General features: G+C 53.0%; 22 protein-coding genes and 1 other RNA gene. 18 read left to right on the top strand and 5 right to left on the bottom strand.

The window, feature by feature from the left end; genetic code table 11:
• Positions 1-23: 23 nt before the first annotated feature.
• From eno to QWV57_RS15475, 3 genes are all read left to right on the top strand, one after another.
• Positions 24-1316 (top strand): phosphopyruvate hydratase, encoded by a 1293-nt coding sequence (eno, locus tag QWV57_RS15485; RefSeq protein WP_063193277.1) that lies wholly within the window; start codon positions 24-26, stop codon positions 1314-1316.
• A 318-nt stretch (positions 1317-1634) separates the two neighbouring features.
• Positions 1635-2680, top strand: a protein-coding gene (locus QWV57_RS15480) for an IS630-like element ISBs2 family transposase (RefSeq protein ID WP_128570079.1) whose coding sequence is annotated in 2 segments (ribosomal slippage) — positions 1635-2138 and positions 2141-2680 — 1044 coding nt in all. Because the reading frame shifts where the segments join, the coding sequence is not laid out codon by codon here.
• A 694-nt stretch (positions 2681-3374) separates the two neighbouring features.
• Complete coding sequence (locus QWV57_RS15475) at positions 3375-4871, top strand: carboxylesterase/lipase family protein (RefSeq protein ID WP_015375778.1); 1497 nt, start codon at positions 3375-3377, stop codon at positions 4869-4871.
• Between the two features lie 100 nt (positions 4872-4971).
• Here QWV57_RS15475 and QWV57_RS15470 read toward each other — a convergent pair whose 3' ends face one another.
• Positions 4972-5187 carry a hypothetical protein gene (locus QWV57_RS15470; RefSeq protein WP_013144264.1) on the bottom strand — a complete coding sequence of 72 codons (216 nt, stop codon included), beginning with the start codon at positions 5185-5187 and terminating at the stop codon, positions 4972-4974.
• A 498-nt stretch (positions 5188-5685) separates the two neighbouring features.
• Here QWV57_RS15470 and secG point away from each other — a divergent pair, with 498 nt between their 5' ends.
• The 6 genes from secG to QWV57_RS15440 all read left to right on the top strand — a co-directional run bounded on the left by secG (position 5686) and on the right by QWV57_RS15440 (position 10763).
• The gene (gene secG / locus QWV57_RS15465) at positions 5686-5922 is read left to right on the top strand and encodes a preprotein translocase subunit SecG (protein WP_013144265.1); all 237 of its coding nucleotides are present in this window, start codon (positions 5686-5688) and stop codon (positions 5920-5922) included.
• 74 nt (positions 5923-5996) lie between these two features.
• Positions 5997-6737 (top strand): carboxylesterase, encoded by a 741-nt coding sequence (gene estA / locus QWV57_RS15460; protein ID WP_033004594.1) that lies wholly within the window; start codon positions 5997-5999, stop codon positions 6735-6737.
• Positions 6738-6759: 22 nt separating this feature from the next.
• The gene (gene rnr / locus QWV57_RS15455) at positions 6760-9036 is read left to right on the top strand and encodes a ribonuclease R (protein WP_015375777.1); all 2277 of its coding nucleotides are present in this window, start codon (positions 6760-6762) and stop codon (positions 9034-9036) included.
• Between the two features lie 81 nt (positions 9037-9117).
• Positions 9118-9585, top strand: coding sequence for an SsrA-binding protein SmpB (smpB, locus tag QWV57_RS15450; protein ID WP_013144268.1), 468 nt, complete (start codon positions 9118-9120; stop codon positions 9583-9585).
• A 312-nt stretch (positions 9586-9897) separates the two neighbouring features.
• Positions 9898-10249, top strand: a transfer-messenger RNA (tmRNA) gene (ssrA, locus tag QWV57_RS15445).
• Between the two features lie 298 nt (positions 10250-10547).
• Positions 10548-10763 (top strand): hypothetical protein, encoded by a 216-nt coding sequence (locus tag QWV57_RS15440; protein ID WP_223813714.1) that lies wholly within the window; start codon positions 10548-10550, stop codon positions 10761-10763.
• Between the two features lie 111 nt (positions 10764-10874).
• On the opposite strand, the gene QWV57_RS15435 is transcribed toward QWV57_RS15440, so the two are convergent.
• The 3 genes from QWV57_RS15435 to QWV57_RS15425 form a co-directional block, all read right to left on the bottom strand.
• Positions 10875-11324: a staygreen family protein gene (locus tag QWV57_RS15435; RefSeq protein ID WP_015375776.1), complete on the bottom strand. Its 450-nt coding sequence runs from the start codon at positions 11322-11324 to the stop codon at positions 10875-10877.
• 167 nt (positions 11325-11491) lie between these two features.
• The gene (locus tag QWV57_RS15430; protein WP_301100058.1) at positions 11492-11917 is read right to left on the bottom strand and encodes a DUF6114 domain-containing protein; all 426 of its coding nucleotides are present in this window, start codon (positions 11915-11917) and stop codon (positions 11492-11494) included.
• A 21-nt stretch (positions 11918-11938) separates the two neighbouring features.
• Positions 11939-12529, bottom strand: coding sequence for a DUF6230 family protein (locus QWV57_RS15425; RefSeq protein ID WP_015375775.1), 591 nt, complete (start codon positions 12527-12529; stop codon positions 11939-11941).
• A gap of 204 nt (positions 12530-12733) precedes the next feature.
• Between QWV57_RS15425 and QWV57_RS15420 the strand changes: the two genes are divergently transcribed.
• The 4 genes from QWV57_RS15420 (at position 12734) to QWV57_RS15405 (ending at position 16706) form a co-directional block, all read left to right on the top strand.
• Positions 12734-13909 carry a helix-turn-helix domain-containing protein gene (locus QWV57_RS15420; RefSeq protein ID WP_015375774.1) on the top strand — a complete coding sequence of 392 codons (1176 nt, stop codon included), beginning with the start codon at positions 12734-12736 and terminating at the stop codon, positions 13907-13909.
• A 125-nt stretch (positions 13910-14034) separates the two neighbouring features.
• Entirely contained in the window at positions 14035-15405 is a 1371-nt protein-coding gene (locus tag QWV57_RS15415; RefSeq protein WP_301100057.1) for a PepSY-associated TM helix domain-containing protein, read from the top strand.
• Between the two features lie 144 nt (positions 15406-15549).
• On the top strand, positions 15550-15786 hold the full coding sequence (locus QWV57_RS15410; RefSeq protein ID WP_013144273.1) for a YuzF family protein: 237 nt from the start codon (positions 15550-15552) through the stop codon (positions 15784-15786).
• A 20-nt stretch (positions 15787-15806) separates the two neighbouring features.
• Positions 15807-16706 (top strand): manganese catalase family protein, encoded by a 900-nt coding sequence (locus QWV57_RS15405; RefSeq protein WP_014196698.1) that lies wholly within the window; start codon positions 15807-15809, stop codon positions 16704-16706.
• Positions 16707-16814: 108 nt separating this feature from the next.
• Here the strand turns inward: QWV57_RS15405 and QWV57_RS15400 are convergent, their stop codons facing one another.
• Entirely contained in the window at positions 16815-17729 is a 915-nt protein-coding gene (locus tag QWV57_RS15400; RefSeq protein WP_129447194.1) for a LysR family transcriptional regulator, read from the bottom strand.
• Between the two features lie 156 nt (positions 17730-17885).
• Here QWV57_RS15400 and hpaB point away from each other — a divergent pair, with 156 nt between their 5' ends.
• From hpaB to QWV57_RS15375, 5 genes are all read left to right on the top strand, one after another.
• Positions 17886-19364, top strand: coding sequence for a 4-hydroxyphenylacetate 3-monooxygenase, oxygenase component (hpaB, locus tag QWV57_RS15395; protein ID WP_129447193.1), 1479 nt, complete (start codon positions 17886-17888; stop codon positions 19362-19364).
• Positions 19365-19407: 43 nt separating this feature from the next.
• Entirely contained in the window at positions 19408-20391 is a 984-nt protein-coding gene (hpaD, locus tag QWV57_RS15390; protein WP_129447192.1) for a 3,4-dihydroxyphenylacetate 2,3-dioxygenase, read from the top strand.
• 132 nt (positions 20392-20523) lie between these two features.
• Positions 20524-21450 (top strand): 2,4-dihydroxyhept-2-ene-1,7-dioic acid aldolase, encoded by a 927-nt coding sequence (hpaI, locus tag QWV57_RS15385; protein WP_081133075.1) that lies wholly within the window; start codon positions 20524-20526, stop codon positions 21448-21450.
• Between the two features lie 19 nt (positions 21451-21469).
• A complete protein-coding gene (locus QWV57_RS15380) occupies positions 21470-22249 on the top strand; it encodes a fumarylacetoacetate hydrolase family protein (RefSeq protein WP_129447191.1) in 780 nt (259 codons plus the stop codon).
• Positions 22246-22986, top strand: coding sequence for a fumarylacetoacetate hydrolase family protein (locus tag QWV57_RS15375; protein ID WP_015375767.1), 741 nt, complete (start codon positions 22246-22248; stop codon positions 22984-22986). Before QWV57_RS15380 ends, QWV57_RS15375 begins: the two co-directional genes overlap by 4 nt.
• The last annotated feature ends 4 nt before the right edge of the window (positions 22987-22990 follow it).

The raw sequence follows: 22990 nt of genomic DNA, 5'->3' as shown, positions 1-22990 counted from the left end.
GATACGAAAAGGAGTGTGTTTTAATGTCTGCCATTATCGATGTCTACGCTCGTGAAGTGCTCGATTCGCGCGGCAACCCAACCGTAGAAGTGGAAGTGTACACGGAAGACGGCGGCTTCGGCCGCGCCCTGGTGCCAAGCGGCGCCTCGACCGGGGAATATGAAGCGGTCGAACTGCGCGACGGCGATAAAAACCGCTACCTCGGCAAAGGGGTGTTAAAAGCGGTCGAAAACGTGAATGAAATCATTGCGCCGGAAATCATCGGCCTCGAGGTCACTGACCAAGTGGCGATCGACCGGAAGTTGATTGAACTAGACGGCACGGAAAACAAAAGCAAGCTTGGCGCCAACGCCATTTTGGGCGTCTCGCTTGCCGTGGCCCGCGCGGCGGCGGACGAGCTCGGTTTGCCGCTGTACCAATACTTGGGCGGCTTTAACGCCAAAACGCTGCCGGTGCCGATGATGAACATTTTAAACGGCGGCGCGCATGCGGACAACAACGTCGACATTCAAGAATTTATGATCATGCCAGTCGGGGCGGAAAGCTTCCGCGAAGCGCTGCGCATGGGGGCGGAAATTTTCCACAGCTTAAAAGCGGTGCTGAAAGCGAAAGGCTACAACACCGCGGTCGGCGATGAAGGCGGCTTCGCCCCGAACTTGAAATCGAACGAAGAAGCGCTGCAAACGATCATCGAAGCGATCGAAAAAGCCGGCTACAAACCGGGCGAACAAGTGATGCTCGCCATGGACGTTGCCTCGTCCGAGCTGTACAACAAAGAAGACGGCAAATATCATCTTGAAGGCGAAGGCGTTGTGAAAACGTCGGAAGAAATGGTCGCTTGGTATGAAGAGCTTGTATCGAAATATCCGATCATCTCGATCGAAGACGGGCTCGATGAAAACGACTGGGAAGGCCATAAACTGCTGACCGAGCGGCTCGGCAAAAAAGTGCAGCTTGTCGGCGACGACTTGTTTGTCACAAACACGAAAAAACTGGCCGAAGGCATTGAAAAAGGCGTCGGCAACTCGATTTTGATCAAAGTGAACCAAATCGGCACGCTCACCGAAACGTTTGACGCCATCGAAATGGCGAAACGCGCCGGCTACACCGCCGTCGTCTCGCACCGCTCCGGCGAAACGGAAGACAGCACGATCGCCGACATCGCCGTCGCCACGAACGCCGGCCAAATCAAAACAGGCGCGCCGTCGCGCACCGACCGCGTCGCGAAATACAACCAGCTGCTCCGCATTGAAGATGAACTCGGCCACACGGCCATTTACCAAGGCATCCGCTCGTTTTACAATTTGAAAAAATAACGGGAACAGGCGTCCCCAACGGAGGGGGCGCCTGTCGTTTTGACGGAGGCGAAAAGAGAATCGAATGGCTGGCGGTGATCAAGACGTCTTGATGCATTCAGGAAAGCTGCGCCTCTCCTTTAGACGGGAGAGGAAACAGCCGTTTTATGCTGTGTAGTGTAGCGTTGGATGTTGTCTCATGATGAAGAGAAAGTCAAGTATCATCATTTGTAGAAAATAGTCGAATTTTTTGTAATGATTTATATAAATTGAAATAAAGGTTTTCTCCCGTTCCACGGCGAATAAATAAAAGAGAAAATAGGGGAACGGAGAGAAAATATGATGCCAAATCACAAAGACGAGATCGAAAAGTTGTCCACTGCCATGAAAGAAGCAAAAAGTAAACGAGCATATGAACGCTACCAAGCGATTTATCTTCATTTGCAGGGATATACCAAAGGAGAAATCGCAACGATTATTGGTCGATCCAAGAAAACTATTTATAACTATATTCATGCCTACGCCCAGCGCGGTCTTGATGGACTGGAGATGAAATACTCACCTGGCGCCCCACGTCGATTGACCCCTGAGCAGGAAAAAGAGCTGGCTTTGATCATTGAACATCAGCTCCCCGTAGATGTGGGATTCGAAGCAAAATATAATTGGACGCTTGCGATAATCGCTGAACTCATTCAACAAAAGTGGGGGCCAACATACACGCTTCGCGGAACAAGTGACATTCTGCATCGGTTAGGGCTAAGCTATACGAAACCGACCTATACACTAGCCAATGCCGATGAAGAGAAACAAAAAGAATTCGTCGAAATCACCTTCCCTGAAGTAAAAAAAAACTGGTAGATGGGAACATCGCCCATGTCCTCGTTCAAGATGAGTCGATGATTCGTGATTACCAAGCGATTCAAAAAACATGGTTTGTCAAAGGAAAACAACGAATCATTCCGACGTTTGGAAAACATCAAGGGCTGAAGCTGATTGGCACGTTGAACTACGAAACAGGGGAAGTGTTTTGCATCGAAGAAGAACGCTATGACGCGGAAACATTTCTTCGATTTCTTCAACTTGTGTTAGAACGCTATCCCACAGGCAAAATAGTGATGATTTTAGATAACGCTCGAATTCACCATGCCAAACTCATTCAGCCATTTTTAAAAGAACACGAAGATCGGTTAGAGCTCGTCTTTTTGCCACCATACAGTCCGCAATTGAACTTGATTGAAGGGCTATGGAAATGGCTGAAATCAGACGTGATTTACAACGTGTTCTATTCGAGTGTGCAAGAAATTAGAAAGAATGTCCAAGCCTTTATTCAGCGAATCAACCAGAAACCAGAACAAACGATCGATCGTTTGTGTGTTCAGTTGTAAATCTTTAATTCAACTTATATATCAAAGACAAAAAAAAGAAATGATGTGTTTGATTTCGTTATCAAAATGGAAGATAATAAACATAAATATTTGATTCGCATGGTAAATTACACCAAACCTTTGGGATGGGTTCCATTTAACGACTTTCAAATAAATCAAGTCAATGAAATTGAATAGCCCGTAGTGCTTTGATGAACACTTATTTACAAGGGGCTGTATCAATGAATAAAATTATGATTTTCATTTATTGCATCTGTTTGTTTTTAAAAGCGGTTGAAAAATAAACTTTGCTGCAGATGAGCATGGTTCCTCAACTTAAAGTTTCATCAAGCACATGTTGGAATGATGAACATCAAAAAAGGTAGAGATTTATCCATAAATGGCATTGTAGGATAGGGCACACCATCGTCCAATTTTGCCTGGAAAGTAAGAAATCTTTAGAAGGCTGGTGAAAAACGACTGATTTCGCCGAACCCATTGTTTTCGGTCGAAAGAGAAGCGTTGATTTTGCAAGACTTCTCTATTTGAGAAAAAAGTCCATTTTCCGCGATTTTTCACTAAATCCCCGGCCTTTTAGGTGCTGTTCCTTTTCCTATTCCAACGAGCTGACATTGTCCCGCATAGGTCGATGGACGCAAGTGGTCCGTTCGTTTATAATATTTTTGAATGATCAGAATATTTAGGGGGGATAGGGATGGAACAAACGATTGTCGAGACGCGGTATGGGCGGCTGCGCGGTGTGATGAATGGAAGCGTTTTCGTTTGGAAAGGGATTCCGTACGCGAAAGCGCCGGTCGGGGAGCGTCGGTTTTTGCCGCCAGAGCCGCCCGATGCGTGGGATGGGGTGCGGGAGGCGACTGCTTTCGGTCCTGTCGTGATGCAGCCGTCAGATCCGATTTTCAGCGGATTGCTCGGGCGGATGAGCGAGCCGCCGAGCGAAGACGGGCTGTACCTGAACATTTGGTCGCCGGCGGCGGATGGGAAGAAGCGCCCGGTGTTGGTTTGGATTCATGGCGGCGCCTTTTTGTTCGGCTCGGGTTCTTCGCCGTGGTATGATGGGACGGCGTTCGCGAAACACGGCGATGTCGTTGTCGTGACGATCAACTACCGAATGAACGTGTTTGGCTTTTTGCATCTCGGTGATTTGTTCGGCGAAGAGTACGCTCAAGCCGGGAATCTCGGAATTTTGGACCAAGTGGCGGCGCTGCGCTGGGTGAAGGAGAACATTGCGGCGTTTGGCGGCGATCCGGACAATGTGACGATTTTCGGTGAATCGGCGGGAGCGGCGAGCGTCGGCGTGCTGTTGTCGCTTCCGGAGGCGAAGGGGCTGTTTCGGCGCGCCATTTTGCAAAGCGGTTCGGGATCGCTTCTTCTCCGTTCGCCGGAGACCGCCATGGCGATGACCAAGCGCATTCTCGAGCGTGCCGGCATCCGCCCGGGTGACCGCGGCCGGCTCTTGTCGATTCCCGCCGAGGAGCTGCTGCGGGCGGCGCTGTCGCTCGGTCCGGGAATCATGTACGGTCCGGTGGTGGATGGCCGCGTATTGCGGCGCCATCCGATCGAGGCGCTCCACGACGGGGCGGCCAGCGGCATTCCGATTCTCATCGGTGTGACGAAAGACGAGTACAACTTGTTTACCTTGACGGATCCGTCATGGATGAAGCTTGGCGAACACGAACTGCTTGACCGGATCAACCGTGAAGTCGGGCCCGTGCCGGAGGCGGCGATTCGCTATTATGCAGAAACGGCGGAGCCGTCGGCGCCCGCCTGGCAAAAGTGGCTTCGCATCATGACGTACCGCGTGTTTGTCGAGGGGATGCTGCGGACAGCGGACGCCCAAGCGGCCCACGGAGCGGATGTGTACATGTACCGGTTTGACTATGAAACGCCGGTGTTCGGCGGGCAGCTGAAAGCATGCCACGCGCTCGAGCTGCCGTTTGTGTTTCACAATCTCCATCAGCCGGGCGTCGCGAATTTCGTCGGCAACCGGCCGGAGCGCGAGGCGATCGCTGACCAAATGCATTACGCCTGGCTGGCGTTTGCCCGCACCGGCAACCCGAACGGCGATCACTTGCCGGAAGCGTGGCCGGCGTATACGAGCGAGCGCAAGGCGGCCTTTGTCTTTTCAGCCGCCAGCCATGTCGAAGATGATCCGTTTGGCCGCGAGCGAGCGGCATGGCAAGGACGCTAGAAGATTTGATTCGTGAGGGAGCACCGCCATCTGTGAAAAAATGGAGCTTCGGCCTCTCTCCGCTAAACCAACAAAGGAACGGCCAACCGCCGTTCCTTTGTTATTCGTTTGCCCCCTGAGAAGGAAGCCCGAACTGTTCCGCCAGCGCTGGGTCGCGGTCGATGGCCTCGATGAGCTTGCGCATGACGTTGACGTCAAACGTAAAGTTCGCCCCAATCGGCGAGGTGACGAAAATTTTCCCTTTCTTCGCCTCCCGCGCCCGTTTGAATTGATAGCCGTCAATCGCGATGACGACTCGTTCGTCCGGTCTTGCCATTGAAGTCCCTCCAGTCGTTGCCGATTTGCTTTCTATTGTAACGTATTTCGGCGGCGGACGACAATGATCATACCGCACCCGATTCATGGAGCGTCAAGCGGATGGAGGATGAAACGCTCCCCCATCTATGCCAAAGGGGAGGAGCAGGGAATTTTTTGGCCCCATCCCTTCGATTTAGCCCTCTAGAAAAGACAGGAAATGTAGTCTTTCCTTCAACATCGTTCCATTCTTTCGCTGCCTCCAGGCCGATCAGATCAGGTCAGATACGTTGCGATTTTTGCCAGGCATTCATCAATGATTTCATCGATTTCCTCCATTTGAGCATCTTCTGGCTTGTATTTTTTTAAAATTTTTAGATGACGGGCTTTCCAATCTAATGTTTCACAAAAAAGAGAATCTGTTCCTTTCGTCGTGTTGAGACAGGCCCGCCAGTTGCCGCCAACGGCGATCTATGGTATAGTGAAATTATTGCAACGTCGGTCGTTGGAGGTGTCAGGCATGCATGCCTTGCTTGTGACGCTGCTTGTCATTGTGTCGATCGCGCTGATCGCAGTTGTCTTGCTGCAGTCGGGCCGCAGCGCCGGGCTGTCGGGGGCGATCACCGGCGGCGCCGAGCAATTGTTCGGGAAGCAGAAAGCCCGTGGGCTCGATGCGGTGTTTCAGCGCGTCACGGTCGTGTTGGCCGTCTTGTTTTTCGTATTGACGATCTTGGTTACGTACGTACAGCCATCATAAGTCAAACATGGGGCGGTCCATAGAATGAAGGGCTGCCCTTTCTATTTCACACTAGAGAGGAAGGAGAGCCGATGATGAAAATTGTTCCGCCGAAGCCGTTTTTCTTTGAAGCCGGGGAGCGGGCGGTGCTGCTTTTGCATGGGTTTACCGGCAATTCCGCCGACGTTCGGATGCTTGGGCGATTCTTGGAATCGAAAGGGTATACGTGCCACGCTCCGATTTACAAAGGGCATGGCGTGCCGCCGGAAGAGCTCGTCCACACCGGACCGGATGATTGGTGGCAAGACGTCATGAACGGCTATCAGTTTTTGAAAAACAAAGGCTACGAAAAAATTGCCGTGGCTGGATTGTCGCTTGGAGGCGTATTTTCTCTCAAATTAGGCTACACTGTACCTATAGAAGGCATTGTGACGATGTGCGCGCCGATGTACATCAAAAGCGAAGAAACGATGTACGAAGGTGTGCTCGAGTATGCGCGCGAGTATAAAAAGCGGGAAGGGAAATCAGAGGAACAAATCGAACAGGAAATGGAACGGTTCAAACAAACGCCGATGAAGACGTTGAAAGCCTTGCAAGAACTCATTGCCGATGTGCGCGCCCACCTTGATTTGGTTTATGCGCCGACGTTCGTCGTCCAAGCGCGCCATGATGAGATGATCAATCCAGACAGCGCGAACATCATTTATAACGAAATTGAATCGCCGGTCAAACAAATCAAATGGTATGAGCAATCAGGCCATGTGATTACGCTTGATCAAGAAAAAGATCAGCTGCATGAAGATATTTATGCATTTCTTGAATCGTTAGATTGGTAATGGAGAAAGGAGGGGATGGCCAATGGATCATGTGTTGGCCGAACGCATTTTAACGTTTATGCGCGATGAGGCGTACAAACCGCTGACCGTTGAGGAACTGGAGGAAGCGTTTGGGATTGAGGATGCGGACGGGTTTAAGGAATTTGTCAAAACGCTTGTCGCCATGGAAGAGGAAGGCCTTGTCGTCCGGACGCGCAGCAACCGCTACGGCGTGCCTGAGCGGATGAATCTCGTGCGCGGCAAGGTGACCGGCCACCCGAAAGGATTCGCGTTTGTCACACCGGAGGAGCCGGGACTGGATGATATTTTCATCCCGCCGTCCGAATTGAAAAACGCGATGCATGGCGACACGGTGCTTGTGCGCGTCCAAGCCGATTCATCCGGGGCGCGCCGCGAAGGAACGATCGTCCGCATTTTGGAGCGCGGGGTGAAAGAGGTCGTCGGCACGTACACGGAAAGCAAATATTTCGGCTTTGTCATCCCGGATGACAAACGGATCGTCAATGACATTTTCATCCCGAAAAACGCGGCGAACGGCGCGGTCGAAGGGCATAAAGTCGTCGTCCGGCTCACCTCGTACCCGGAAGGACGAATGAGCGCTGAAGGGGAAGTCGTGCAAATTCTCGGCCATAAAAACGACCCGGGCGTCGACATTTTGGCGATCATCTATAAATACGGCCTTCCGCTTCAATTTCCAGAAGACGTGATCGAGCACGCCAACCGGGTGCCGGACGTCATTACGGAGAAAGACTTGGAAGGGCGCCGCGATTTGCGCGGCGAGATGATCGTCACCATTGACGGCGAGGATGCGAAAGACTTAGACGATGCGGTGACGGTGACGAAGCTTGAAAACGGCAACTATAAGCTCGGCGTTCATATCGCCGATGTCAGCTACTATGTTGAGGAAGGCTCGCCTATTGACCGCGAGGCGTATGAACGCGGCACGAGCGTTTATTTGGTTGACCGCGTCATCCCGATGATCCCGCATCGGCTGTCGAACGGCATTTGCTCGCTCAACCCGAAAGTCGATCGGCTGACGCTCTCGTGCGAAATGGAAATCACCCCGCAAGGAGAAGTCGTCCGCCATGAAATTTTCCCAAGCGTCATCCGCACGGCGGAACGGATGACGTATTCCGATGTCAATAAAATTCTCGTTGACAAAGACGAAGCCTTGCGGGAAAAATATGCGCCGCTTGTGCCGATGTTTGAGCTGATGGCTGAGCTTGCCGACATTTTGCGGGCAAAGCGGATAAAGCGCGGGGCGATTGATTTCGATTTTAAGGAGGCGAAGGTGCTTGTCGATGAAAACGGCAAGCCGTACGATGTCGTCTTGCGCGAGCGGTCGGTCGCTGAGCGGTTGATTGAAGAGTTTATGCTGGCGGCGAACGAAACGGTGGCTGAGCATTTCCATTGGTTGAACGTGCCATTTATTTACCGTGTTCACGAGGATCCGAAGCCGGAAAAACTGCAGCGCTTTTTAGAGTTCATCACGAACTTCGGCTATGTCGTGAAAGGAACGGGCAACCAAATCCATCCGCGCGCCCTCCAGCAAATTCTCGAAGCGGTGCGCGGCGAGCCGGAAGAAATGGTGATCTCGACCGTCATGCTTCGGTCGATGAAACAGGCGCGCTATGACGCCGAGAGCCTCGGCCATTACGGCCTGTCGACCGAGTTTTACACCCATTTTACGTCACCGATCCGCCGCTACCCGGATTTGATCGTCCATCGGTTGATCTGGACGTATCTCATTAACGGCCAGATGGATCTTGACACCCAGCAAAAATGGGCGGAAAAGCTGCCTGAAATTGCGGAACACGCTTCCGATATGGAGCGGCGCGCCGTTGAGGCGGAGCGGGAGACGGACGATCTGAAGAAAACCGAGTTTATGGAAGACAAAATCGGGATGGAGTTTGACGGCATTATCAGCTCGGTGACGAACTTCGGCTTGTTCGTTGAGCTGCCGAACACGATCGAAGGCTTGGTGCACGTCAGCTACTTAACGGACGACTATTACCGCTACGACGAACGCCACTACGCGTTGATCGGCGAACGGACCGGGAAAATGTACCGCATCGGCGATGAAATCACCGTCCGCGTCATCAACGTCAACAAAGACGAACGGATCGTCGATTTTGAAGTCGTCGGCATGAAAGGGCGCCGCCCGCCGAAAGCGAAAGCCGCTCCGGTCGTCATTGAAGGGAAAAAGCAAAAACAGGCCAAGGCAAAGGCGGAAGCGAAAACGAACAGCGGCAAAAGCCGCCACGCGAAGGCGAAAAAGAAGAAAAAGAAAAAACGGTGAGGAAAAGCCTCGCGCCCGGCTTTTCCTTCTTTTTCGTTTTTGATAAAATAAGAAACGCTACGATGAGGAGGGGGAAAACGGATGCCGAAAGGCGAAGGAAAGGTCATCGCGCAAAACAAAAAAGCACATCACGATTATTTCATCGAGGAAACGTACGAAGCCGGCCTCGTGCTGCAAGGGACGGAAATCAAATCGATCCGCAACGGCCGGGTGAATTTGAAAGATTCGTTCGCCAAAGTCGAAAAAGGGGAAGTGTTTCTCCATAACATGCACATCAGCCCGTACGAACAAGGCAACCGCTACAACCACGATCCGCTGCGGACGCGAAAGCTTTTGTTGCACCGCCGTGAAATCAACAAACTGATCGGCTACACGAAAGAGCAAGGGTATACGCTCGTGCCGCTCAAACTGTACATTAAAAACGGCTTTGCCAAAGTGGAGCTTGGTGTGGCCAAAGGGAAGAAAAAATACGACAAACGGGAAGACATGAAGCGGAAAGAAGCGCAGCGCGAAATCGAGCGGGCGTTCCGCGAGCGGCAAAAACTGTAGAAGAAGTCCGCGGTGGTTGGGGCGCTGGCCGCGAGGAGAAACTTGGACTCATCGGGCTTGATTGGCCGTGCGCGCAGCGGGTTTGGAAACGGGCGAGCCCCGTCCGTATGGCGGGCGCTTCCGGGACAGGACGAATGGTTTCAAACAATAAAGAAGATGTCTTCCAACATCGCCCCCGCCGTTCGAGGGAAATCCTGTTTTTTGGCGGAATTGAAAACATTCCCATTGCAAATGCGCACCGCCATGGTATAATAAAAAGTGCAACAGCCGGTTATCCCATGCTTAAGCTGTTCCGGTCTTTCTTCGCACCGCGGGGACGATCCGGATTCGACAGGGGTAGGTCGAGCTTAAGCGGCGAGCCGAGGGGGACGTCCTCGTAAAAACGTCACCTAAAGATAACTGGCAAACAAAACTACGCTTTAGCTGCCTAATTGCTGCAGCTAGCTCCTCCCGCCATCGCCCGTGTGGCGTCCGAGGGGTTCATATGAAGCGGGCTACGCCCAAATCCGCCGCCTGAGGATGAGGGAAGAGATGAACCAGGCTAGCCGCCGGGAGGCCTGTCGGTAGGCGGAACGGACGGCGAAGCGAAATATACCGACTACGCTCGTAGATGCTTAAGTGGCGATGCCTCTGGACGTGGGTTCGACTCCCACCGTCTCCATTTCCAACATCCGAACGGTTCGGACGAGAAACCGTGAAACCCTTGATGCGACTGCATTTGCAGTCGTTTTTCATTTTTGGGGAAGCCCGAAAAAAACGATAGAATCCAGAAAAATTTTGCGCGGCTTTTTATTGTAACCCATGGTGCTAGTTGAGCGTTGACGCTCAACTAGCACCATGGGTTATTGTTACATCTTATCCGAAGTGGTGATGAATATGATGGAAATTGAGGGGAAATTTAAGACGCTCAAATACTTTGTAGATGGGTATTATAATCAATCGATGATCATGAATTTGACGATATGATTAGAGAATTTAGAGACGAAGAACCAGAGAGTTTGGTTCATGCATTAAGAGCTGAATTAGCTGAATTACAAAAACTAATAGACAATGGGGATAGAGAAACATTTAAAAAAATAGAGATTTTATTGCATGATAATAGTTTACGATATATTGAGTTTGAAGATGGTCAAGCGTTTATTAATCGTGTTTTAAATGTTCTGGATAATAAAAACTAAAATATTCTCACCCAATTAATTAAAAAGCCTTTCTCATTCGAGAGGGTGAATCCACAAACACTTCATTTGAAGTGTTTGTGAATCTTGCGCAGAACGTGCAAAAAGAGAGAGTCAACGATACATATAGGGGATTCCGTACGTCTCTGTTCGGTTCAGTTCTGGGTATTCGGAAGTGAAATGAACCAAAATCGGACTGCCATCGCAGGAAGGAAAATGACGGAAAAAGTGCCGGTCTCCGTAGCGAATGGCTTCTAGCGCCAAGGTCAATTCTTGTTCGAATACTTGTTTTCGGCGGATGTTTTCTTCCTTGCCCATTTGCTTGCTGCCGACAAACACATAAATGAACAAGGCGAGATGTTGCCCTGCCTGTTTCCATTCTCCCAATACTTCATCGCGCATGGCATTGAGCCGTGTGGTCGCGAACGAGCGGCCGATCGCTAAATAGAGGTCTCCCGTCGCATCAGAGTGAGTTAACGTATACATTCGTCCGATGAGCGGGAACGTATGGGTGGTTCCGGCGGCGAACTGGGTGTGTAGCCGGTCGATAGAAAGGTGTTTCATGGCGGTCCCTCCTTCTTTCATCTTGTTCTGCAGCGATGATGGGCCCATAATATGAATATGCGCCTCGTTTGTTCATGATGAATGGATTCGTGATCGGGAAAAAGAGATAAAAAAGAAGGCCGAACGAGCGAATCTTTCGCTTCGTTCGGCCGAGCGATCGGCGCCTGTTAGTCGGTTGCGGCGGATGGCTCTTTGTCTGCCGCTGCTTCACGATGAGCGGCAGGAGTGTTGGCTTCGGCCCATTGCGGGCGCCAGGCGATGCAAAGCGCCCCGCCGATGATGCCGAGAATCGTGCCGACTAAGAAGCCGCCCAAGGCGCCCATGATCGACAGAATGGCACTGAACATACCGATGATGCCGAGCAAGGTGGATAGCCGCGGCATGGCGTAGGAAAGAATCCCCATCAACATGACCATGCCGCCAAGGAAAAAGCCGGCGAACACCATGCTTCCGGGAACGAGAGAAATTTCGTATAGCTGCATCGGAATCCATAAAATCACAAGGCTTGATAACAAGAGAAACGTCGCCCCCCAAAACGGGCGGCGTTTCCGCCAGCGACCGAACGCCTGCCAGCTAGAACGAATGATGCCCAATGTTTCTCATCCTTACTGAAATTAGTTGAGTTTTTCAAAGTACACTTTCATGCCCGGCAGCGATACTTTTTGCTGGAATAAGTAGACGGTTTTGATATCGCCGTTTTCGATCGTAATGCTGTCGGCTCCTTGTGTGAATTCTTTGGCCGCTTTCTCGACTGGGTTGCTCGTATCGCCGACATAGCTTTCTTTCATCGTCAAGCTGCCGAAGGAGATGTTGCCGTTGATTTGCGTCGCTTTTTGCACGAGGCCGTCAATGGAGACAGGCTCGCTCGCGACAATGACGACGCGAATGCCCAAGGCCGGGAAGTCTTTCGAAATCCGAAGACCTTGAATCGTCGCTTTATCCATTTCATTGACGAAGACCGGCGTCTGCGGCGCATTGCCTGCTTCCGCCACGCCGCCGTACATTTTAAACCCGCTGCCGTTTAGCTTGTCAAACTGAACAGTGAATTCGCCGACCCCGCTGATTGGTACGGCATAGGCGACGCCTGTCAGCCCGAAGGCGGACAACATAAGAGTGAGGGCAAAAAATCCTCCGAGCAAGGCGAGAAGCAACGGTTTTTTGGCCGTGTGCCCTCCTACAATCAGTGATTGGCTGGCCATATTCATGAACATTCTCCTCCCCTTCACATAAATTGAAAGCGCTTTAAATATAGATTTAATTAAATATTAAAATAATTCAAATAAAATAAAATCCCTACATTTGTAGGGTTTTTTCCCGTCTTCGTCGCAGAGGGGAGAAGGAATCAACGCACGCGTTGCGAAAATACAATAGTGAGGGAACACGGTCGACCAAAAAAGGGGGGCGTTGCCTTGTCAACAGAATTGCACAATCATTTGTTTCGACTGCTGAGAGAGGCTTCGGATATTTTGCGGCAGTATGAAAGGGAAGTGAACCGGGAATGGAAGCGGATCGGCGAAGCGCTTGGCAAGCGGAATGCGCGGGTTCAAGAGGTGTTTTCCACGCTGTGCGCATTCGTTCAGGCAAGATTGCTCCCGTACGGGGGCGAACACCCAGCGAATAGGCATCTCGAACGCATTGCGGCGTTTCATCCGGAGATGGTCATATTTTCCCTAAATTTAATGGAAAATACGGTTCATCAAGTGTTGAAGGCGCATGCGTCAGCGGCTGCTACGCTGCACCCAGCCGTGCGGTATTTGTTTTTCAAATGGAATGAATGGTTGTTGTATGAAATGAATGAGCAATCATTCAAAATCGGCCGCGATTCCTCGTGGAAAAAAGAATCCTTGTGGAAAGACGCCGTCATTTTGTTCAACGAATGGATTTTGCGGGCGCAGACGTTTGAGGAATCGGCGGCGCATATTTGTTTTGGTTTTTCCTATTTTCTTCCTTTCAGCCGCTGCGCTCTGTTTCAATTTGTCAATCAGGAGAGCACAGCCATCGGTCTGCACGGGCATGGCGTGGACAACGGGCAAATTCAGCGCTTGCGCGTGGAATTGGACAGCATTCCGATGTTGAAAGAAAGTGTGGGGAAATTGAAAGCGGAAGTGCATGAATTTCGCCATTTTCGTCCGATTTATGTGCCGAGGGCGAGCGAACAGTTTCCGCGCCTGTATGTGGACCCGTTCGGTTTGGCCTCGCTGGTGATCGTTCCGGTGTATGTGCCGACGGAAGGGAGGATGATTGGAGGCGTCGTTCTCGACCGCGGACCGGGCCGCTTCTTTGCCGTTGACCGCCGCCTGTTTCCCGCGCTGATGAAATTTGGCCAAAGCGCGGGGGAGTTGCTGTTGAAATGGATCAAGGCGCCAAAAAAAGAATGGGAAGGGATGGCGGAATCCTTGTCGCCAAGAGAAATTGAGATTTTGAAGCTGCTCGCCGACGGAGCCTCGACATTGGAAGCGGCCTGTCAGCTTTATTTGAGCGAATTTACGGTGCGCGACTACATTTCCAGCGCCTTAAGGAAACTCAACGCGAAAAATCGGACGGAAGCGGTGGCAAAAGCGCTGCGTCTTGGGTTGATTGGATGACGAGGCGGACTGGTCTGTCCGGCCGTTTCATTTCACACCATTTTCGCCGATTGCTCACCGTTTGGACACAGTTTTGTTCTATACTGCCTACTGAAAAACATGAAAACATGGCAGGGGGGAAAACTGTGGAACAAACGGTGAAGGCGGCGGACAAACAGCGGCCGATGTATGCGGTGGTCTGGAGGTGGCATTTCTATGCCGGGATCATCTTTGCGCCGTTTCTGATCATTTTGGCGTTGAGCGGGGCCGTCTATTTGTTTAAGCCGCAGATCGAATCGGCTCTGTACGGCCATTTGTACGAGGTGGACAAGGTTGGGGAAAAAAGGCTGTCTCTCGTTGAGCTGACGGAACGGGTCAAGGAGAAATATCCGCATGATTCCGTTGTCTCTGTGACGCTTGAGAAAGAAGCGAATCGGACCGTGAAAATCGGGATGATGGACAAAGGAGAAATGGTGTTTGCCTTTGTCAATCCGTATACCGGGGAGATTCAAGGGACATTGCGCGCGGATGAGAATTGGACGGAAATCGCGAAAAAAATCCACAGCGAGCTATTGATTGGCGGAACGGCGGCCAACCGTCTTGTAGAGCTGGCGGCTTGTTGGGGCTTTATTTTGTTGGCCACGGGCCTCTATCTTTGGTGGCCGCGGCAATCATTCTCTGTTCTCGGGACGTTTTGGCCGCGCTGGTGGGCGAAAAAACGGTTGGCTTGGCGCGATTGGCATGCCGTGACCGGTGTATGGATGAGCATCGGGATTTTGCTGCTCATTGTGACAGGGATGCCGTGGACAGGGGTCATGGGGGAGGTCATCAACCGGGTGGCGACGGCGACAAACACCGGGTATCCGCCGTTTGCGTTCAGCTTCGGACTGAAGCCGGAATCGAAAGTGGTCACCAAAGAAGTGGCGCAAGACGTGCCATGGGCGGCCGAACAACTGCCTGTGCCTTCTGTTCGCAAGCGCAAGGCGGCCCCGCTTTCGCTCGATGAGGTGTATGCGATCGCGGAGGCGAAAAAGGTGAAAAAGCCGTTCACCATTTCGCTGCCGCAAGGGGAAAAAGGGGTGTTTACCGTTGCGACATCGAAGACGAAGCCGTGGGATAACGCGACCTTGCATATTGACCAATATTCGGGACGGGTTCTGAGCGATGTCCGCTTTTCCGACTACGGCGCATTGGCCAAAGCGATTACGATTGGCATCGCGTTCCATGAAGGGCGGTTGTTTGGGCTGGCCAATCAGCTCGTCAATCTCGTTTTTTGCCTCGGGCTTGTGTTTTTGGGCGTCAGCGGCTTTGTGATGTGGCGCAAGCGCAAGCCGAAAGACGGTTTCGGCGCTCCGGCGCGGGTGAAAGACCCTCAAGCGGCGAAAACGGTGTGGGGCGGCATGATCGCCGCAGCGGTCGTGATGCCGCTGTTTGCGTTGTCGCTCGTTGTGATTTGGCTGTTTGACCGTTTTGTTGTGCAAAAGATTCCGAGCGTTCGCCGCTTTCTAGCGGCGTAAACATCTTTGGAAGCGGCTTGAATGTCCTTGAGCATCAGGCCGCTTTCTTTTCTCGACGTTGGGTTTTTTTGTCATGTTCTGCATGGGGCGGCATATGGATAAAAAGGGAATCTTCTTCAGCGCATCAAAAGGGAGGAAATGAGAATGAACCAGCCCTACGCGTCCCATGCTTCGTCACCGCAGCTCATTGCCCTGGTTGACCCGTATGTGTACCACGCTTTCCAAGCTTTGAACGGCAAAGAAGTGGTGGTGGAAACCGTCCGCGGTTCGATCCAAGGAACTGTGAGGGATGTGAAGCCGGACCATATCGTCATCTCGGCGCATCAGGCGGTTTATTACATCCGCTTGGCGCAAGTGGTGTCTGTTCGCCTCAGCAATTAATGGAGAGGAGGAAAAGAGTCGTGGTATTTCAGCGGATCGACCGGCTGGCGATCGAATTGCCGAAGCCGAAGTACGCGGACCCCAATGCGGCTGCCGCTGTCCAGGAGCTGCTTGGCGGCCGTTTCGGAGAAATGTCGACGTTAAACAATTATTTGTTTCAGTCATTCAATTTTCGGCAAAAACAGAAGCTGCGCCCGTTTTACGAGTTGGTGGCGAGCATCACCGCCGAAGAGTTTGGCCATGTGGAGCTCGTGTCCAATGCGATCAACCTTTGCTTGACCGGCTCCACCCATCCAGGTGATCCGGATACAGCGCCGATGAAGGATGCGAAAGACAAGCGCAATACGTATCATTTTATCGCGACGGCGCAGACGGCGTTTCCCGGCGATTCGATGGGGAAGGCGTGGACGGGGGAGTACGTGTTCAACAGCGGCAACTTGATTTTGGATTTGCTTCACAACTTTTTCCTTGAATGCGGAGCGCGCACGCATAAAATGCGCGTCTATGAAATGACGGACCACCCTACCGCCCGCGAGATGATCGGCTACTTGCTTGTGCGCGGGGGCGTTCATATTTTGGCGTACGCCAAAGCGATCGAAGTGGCTACGGGGGTCGATGTGACGAAACTGCTGCCGATCCCGAAGTTGGATAACCGTGTGTTCGACGAGGCGAGAAAGTATGAGGATCAAGGCGTCCACCGCCGGCTTTATACGTTCAGCGATCGCTATTACAAAGAAATCGTCCGCATTTGGCAAGGAACCCATCCAAGCGATGGACAGCCGCTCGAGGTGGTCGAAGGAGCGCCCCAAGGGGGGGCGATCCCCGATTTGGACGAAGTGCCGGAAGAATTCGCCCCCGGGATTTCGGCCGAAGATTTTTTCGAAATCGCCAAGCGGCTGCAGCGGTCGGCAGGGTTGTGATGAGGCGCCCAACGGCGCCTCATTTTTTGAAAAGCAGGTCATTGAACAAAAAGGACGGCGCAACGAGGGCATGACGTTTCCCTTGAGCGTCCACGATTGGAGGAATCGCTATCTTTCTTCATGTTGTTCACCGGCGGCGCGGGCGGCAACGGTTTGGAGCACGTCGAGGAATGTTCGGGCGCTTTTCGGCAAATACCGTTGTCGGTCGAGGATGGCGGCGGCTTCCGCTGTCATCGAAGAGTCGATGATCTCCAGCACCTTGATGCCAGGGAGGCGAAACAAGGCTACGGTGGATTGCGGCACAATGGTGGCCCCGAGGCCTTGGGCGACAAGGGAGAGCAATATGGTCGCGTCCGGGCATTCGCATAGAACGTTCGGTTCAAAGCCATGACGGCGGCATTCCTCGATGACCCGCTCGTACTGTCCGGCGCCGTGCACCCGGTGGAGAAGGAGAAGCGGCCAATCCGCAAAATCGCGCATGCATAATGAGGGTTGGCCGGTTTTCCATTGCGCCGGCAACACGCCGACATAACGTTCGCCGGGCAGACGGATGACGTCGTAATCAGCCGAGTCGATCGGCAGGCGGACGATGCCGATGTCAATGCGCCGCTCGTAAAGCAGCTGACAAATGGAAAATGTATCTCCTTCACGGAGATGAAAGGTCACGTTCGGAGCTTGTTCATGGAAGTGACGGATTGCTTGGGCCAAATAGTAAAAGCACGATTTGACGCAGCCGATCGACAGCGTTCCCGCCGTTCCCGCTTCGATTTCTTTTACTTCCGCCACGGCGTCATCAAGCTGGGCGAGCAGCCGTTTCGCCTTTTCGTAAAACGCTTTGCCTGGTGCGGTGAGCTCCATTTTTTTCGCCTTTCGATCAAATAAAGGAACGCCGAGCTCTTCTTCGAGCTGCTTCAGCTGCTGGCTGAGCGGCGGCTGGGCGATATGAAGCTTTTGCGCCGCTTTCGTGATTTGCCCCTCTTCGGCAATCGTGATGAAGTATTTCAGCTGCTTCACATCGATCATGGTCGTGCCTCCTCTCTTGCTTCCATATCTTTTTCGTATAGGATGGTTGATCATTTTTGTATTTTTCATATATGAAATCATATGTTATATTAATTTTGAACATTCTGAATGATAGCGCTTCCTTATCTATTATACGTGAAAACGGGGGGAATGAAAATGCCGGCCAAAACAGGTCAGGAGTATATGGAGCGGCTCAAGCGGGCGAAAAGCAGCGTGTACATCCACGGGGAAAAAGTGGAGGATGTCACCGTTCATCCGGCGTTTTGCAACGTCGTCCGTTCGATGGCGGCGCTTTACGACCGGCAATATGAAAAGCCGGAGAAAATGTTGTACCGGTCGCCGACAACCGGGCAACTCGTCGGCATGACGTTCATTCAGCCGACAACCATTGACGAGCTCATCGCCCGCCGCGAGGCGACGCAAGAATGGGCGCGTATGTCGGCGGGGATGATGGGCCGTTCTCCCGATTATTTAAACGCGGAAGTCATGGCCATGGGCGTCGCCAATGATCTATTTGCCGAAGATGATCCGATGTTTGCCGAAAACGCGAAAAACTACTATGAGTACGCGCGTGAAAACGACATCAGCTTGACGCACACGCTCATCCATCCGCAAATGAATCGCGCCAAGGCGCTTCATGAACAAAACGATGCCGATGTGCCGCTCCATTTGGTGGAACGGCGAAAAGACGGGATCATCGTCAGCGGCATCCGTCTGTTGGCGACGCAAGGCGGGATTACGGACGAAATTTTAGTGTTTCCATCAACCGTGAAAAAATCGACAGCTGGTGAAGACCCGTACGCGCTCGCCTTTGCCATTCCGAACAATACGCCGGGCGTCAAGTTCATTTGCCGCGAGGCGTTTGACTACGGGCGGAGTGCGTGGGACCATCCGCTGGCGTCCCGCTTTGAAGAGGGCGATGCCATCGTTTCGTTTGAAAACGTGTTTGTGCCGTGGGAGCGCGTGTTTGTTTGCGGCAATTCATCGATTTGCAACCGGACGTTCCGTGAGACGAACGCGGTCATTCATATGTCCCATCAAGTGGTGGCGAAAAACATCGTCAAAACGGAGTTTTTGCTCGGTGTCACGCTTTGTCTGATCGAAGCAATCGGCATCGGCGAATTCCAGCATGTGAAAGATAAAGGGGCGGAAATCATGCTCGTCCTCGAGACGATGAAGAGCCACCTGTACCGGGCTGAGCACAATGCGAAGCGAGACCGCTGGGGAACGATGACGCCGGATTTTGCCGCGCTCGATGCCGCACGCAACTGGTATCCGCGCATTTATCCACGGCTTTCGGAGATCATCCGCATTTTAGGAGCATCGGGGTTGATGGCGATTCCGACTGAAGCCGATTTCCATCATGAAGAAATTGGAGATATCGTCCGCCGCGCGATGCAAGGGGCGACGGTGGACGGCTATGAACGCGTCCAGCTGTTCCGTCTCGCCTGGGATCTCACGATGAGCGCGTTCGGAGCCCGGCAGACGCATTATGAATATTACTTTTTCGGCGATCCCGTTCGGATGGGGATGGCGTATTTTGACGGCTATGAAAAAGAGCCGTATCAACAGTTCGTGCGTGAATTTCTGCGCGGCGCCAAAAGTGTGTTCATTCCTTCTGACAGCCAGCGGTGACAGTGCAAATGGAGTTGAATTTTATCGAAAGGGGAGAAGGATGGTGAAATTTTCCATTATTCGCTGCGCCCGCGCGGTGCTGCATGTGACTGATTTGGCCGCCGCCCGCGATTTTTACGAACGGGTGCTTGGGTTTGTCGTGACGGAAGCGGATGAGAGCCATCTGTATTTGCGGGGGCTGGAAGAATATCATCATCATAGCCTTCTGTTGAAAAAAGGGCCCCGCCCCGCGGTCGAGGCGCTTGGCTACAAAGTCGGTTCCGAGCAACAATTGGAAGCGCTTTATGAATGGTTTGCGGCGCAAACGCTGCAGCCGAAATGGCTGGAAGCGGGAAGCCAGCGAGCCGTCGGGAGAGCGTTTCGCGTGCAGGATTCGTCCGGGCTGCCGCTTGAGTTTTTCGCGCATATGGACAAAACTGAGCGGCTGTTGCAGCGGTATGACTTGCACCGCGGCGCCCGCGTGCAGCGCATCGATCATTTCAACTGCGCGGTTAGAGATGTAAAGAACGCGTACGACTTTTATGTCCATGGTTTGGGCTTTGCCTGCTCAGAGTATACGGAAACAGAGGATGGGAAACTTTGGGCGGCATGGCTGCACCGGAAACAAAATGTTCACGATTTGGCGCTGATGAATGGGAAAGGGCCTCGTCTTCATCATATCGGTTTTTGGCTGCCTGACCCGCTCAGTTTGATCCATGCGTGCGATGTGCTGGCGGCGGCTGGATATGCGGCAAACATTGAACGCGGGCCGGGCCGCCACGGATTGTCGAACGCCTTCTTTGTCTATTTGCGCGACCCGGATGGCCACCGAATTGAGCTGTATAACGGCGACTATTTGACGAGCGACCCCGATTTTCCGCCGATCCGCTGGGATTTGGACGATCCAAGGCGCCAGACGTTTTGGGGGCATGCGGCGCCGGACAGCTGGTTTGAAGAGGCGTCCGTCGTTCTTGATGTTCACAGCGGTCAGCCGATCGAGCCGGACGAACCGACATTGGCGAAGCAGAAACCGACCTTCCTGATTTAGAAAAAAACCGCCGTCCTTCTGCTCGCGGTTTTTGGATCAAGATTATATATGATTTTATCGTTGATTTTATATATGATAATGTGTACAATATAAATAAGATTCGGAAAAGTAAAACAAATAGGGGGAGAAAGGATGGCATACCGCGAGGCGAAAGAACGGCTGCGCGGCTCAATCGCGCCGGTCGTCACGCCGTTTGATGAGGAAGGAAACGTGGATTTTGCGGCGCTCGCCGCGCTCATCGATTGGCATATTGAAAGCGGCACGCACGGCATTTCCGTCACGGGAACGTCGGGAGAGCCAAGTTCGCTGACGCTTGACGAACGGAAACAGGTGATGGAAACGGCGAAAAAAGCGGTGGCGGGTCGGGTGCCGTTCGTGCCGGGGACGGGCTCGACGAACCATGCGGAAACGATCGAGCTGACCAAATTTGCGCAGGAGATTGGGGCTGATGCGGCGATGGTCATCGTCCCGTATTACAATCGCCCGTCTCAAGCTGCGCTCTATAAGCATTTTAAGGCGGTGGCCGAGTCCGTTGACATTCCGATCATCATCTACAATATTCCGGGGCGGACGGCGGTCAATTTGGAAGTCAAAACGTTGGCGCGGTTGGCTGAAGATTGTCCGAACATTATCGGCGCGAAGGAGTCAAACAAAGATTTTGAACATGTGAACCGAGTGCTGTGGCACTGCGGGCGCGATTTCCTTCTCTTTTCCGGCATCGAGCTGTTGTGCTATCCGATGCTGGCGATCGGCGGCGCCGGTTCGATCAGCGCGACGGCGAACGTCGTGCCGCATAAGGTGGCCGAGCTGCATGATGCTTGGTTTGACGGCGACATCAAGCGGGCGCAAGATCTTCATTTTGAACTGATGGAGCTCAATGATGTGCTGTTTATTGAAACGAATCCGGGCCCTGTCAAAGCAGCGCTCGGCATGATGGGGAAAATCACCCCGAAGCTCCGGCTGCCGCTCGATTTGCCAAGCGAAGAACATCAGCGGCAAATCCGCCGCACGCTCGTCAAATACGGACTGCTGGCTGAAGAGCCATCCAAAACGGCATAACGGGGCGGGAGGAGAAGCGATGGTCAATGTGCGCTTGCGTCTGGCCGGCATGAGGCGGACGATTGAGGCAAAGGCGGATCCGCACGGCGGGACGGTGTCGTTTGGCGGGCAGACGCACCGCATTGATGAATTGGAATGGGACGCGCCTATTGGCGGGGCGATGTACGGGGTGGCGCTGAATGATGGAAAGGAGTGGGCGGCGCTGTCAAAAGAGATGAACGCCCCGCCGTATGAAAAGCCGCCGGAAGGCCCGGTGCTGTATATGAAGCCGGCAAACACCATCAACGCCCATCGGCGTCCGGTGCTTCTGCCTCGTTGGGTGAAGCATCTTCAGGCTGCTCCGGCGCTCGGGCTGGTGATCGGGCGGACGGCGGCGCGCGTGCGGCGCGAGCAGGCGCTCGATTTTGTATTCGGCTATACGATCGTGAATGATCTGTCGATTCCACACGAGCAGCGGCACCGCCCGGCGGTGAAGGAGCAGGCGCGCGACGGGTTCGCCCCAGTCGGCCCGTGGATCGTGCCGAAAGAGGAAGCGTCGCCGCTCTTTTCGCTCACCGCGCGCGTCTACGTCAACGGGCGCCTCGTCCAGCGTGCAGACCTGAGCCGCTTTCGCCTTCCAGTCGAACAATGGCTTGCTGAGGTGACCGAATTTATGACCCTTTACCCAGGCGATGTGCTGTTTTTCAGCTGGCCGGCCGATGCGCCGCTTGTTACAGCAGGAGATGTGGTGCGCATCGAAATCGAAAGGATCGGTGTGTTGGAAAATGAAATCGCCCTGGAACAAGGAGGCGATGAATGATGAGGCGGGCGCGTGTGGCCTGGAACGGAATCGTGACCGAAGCCGAGCCGCTCGACGATGGCCGCCTCCGCCTGCCGGACGGAACGATCGTCGGGGAGCTTGACGTGATGTGGCTTCCCCCGGTGGAGCCGGGCGTGATCGTGGCGCTTGGATTGAATTATGCCGAGCATGCCGGCGAATTGTCTTTTGTTGCGCCGAAAGAGCCGCTTTTATTTTTCAAAGGGAAAAATACGCTCATCGGCCATCGCGGCCGAACCGTTCGCCCGGAGGGGGTCAACATGATGCATTATGAATGCGAGCTCGCGGTCGTCATCGGCCGCCCGGCCAGCCGGGTGAGGGCGGAACGGGCGTACGACTACATTTTCGGTTACACGATTGCCAACGATTACGCTGTTCGCGACTACTTGGAAAATTACTACCGGCCGAATTTCCGCGTCAAAAACCGCGACCGGACGACGCCGCTAGGCCCGTGGATCGTCAGCCATGAGGAAGTCGGCGATCCGATGGCGCTTCGTTTGCGGACGTATGTCAATGGGGCGGTTGTGCAGGAAGGATATACGGGCGATATGATTTTTTCGATCCCGTATTTGCTTGAGTACATCACCGAATTCATGACGCTCGCGCCTGGCGACGTGATTTTGACCGGCACGCCGAAAGGGGCGGTGAACGTCCAGCCCGGCGATGAAGTCGTGGCCGAAATCGAACGCATCGGCCGGCTGATCAATTACATCGTCTAGCCAA

Origin of the sequence: Geobacillus zalihae (assembly GCF_030414215.1) — a bacterium.
In the GTDB taxonomy this organism is placed as follows: domain Bacteria; phylum Bacillota; class Bacilli; order Bacillales; family Anoxybacillaceae; genus Geobacillus; species Geobacillus zalihae.
Note: the sequence above shows the minus strand (reverse complement) of the source record. Positions and strands in the feature narration are given on the sequence as shown.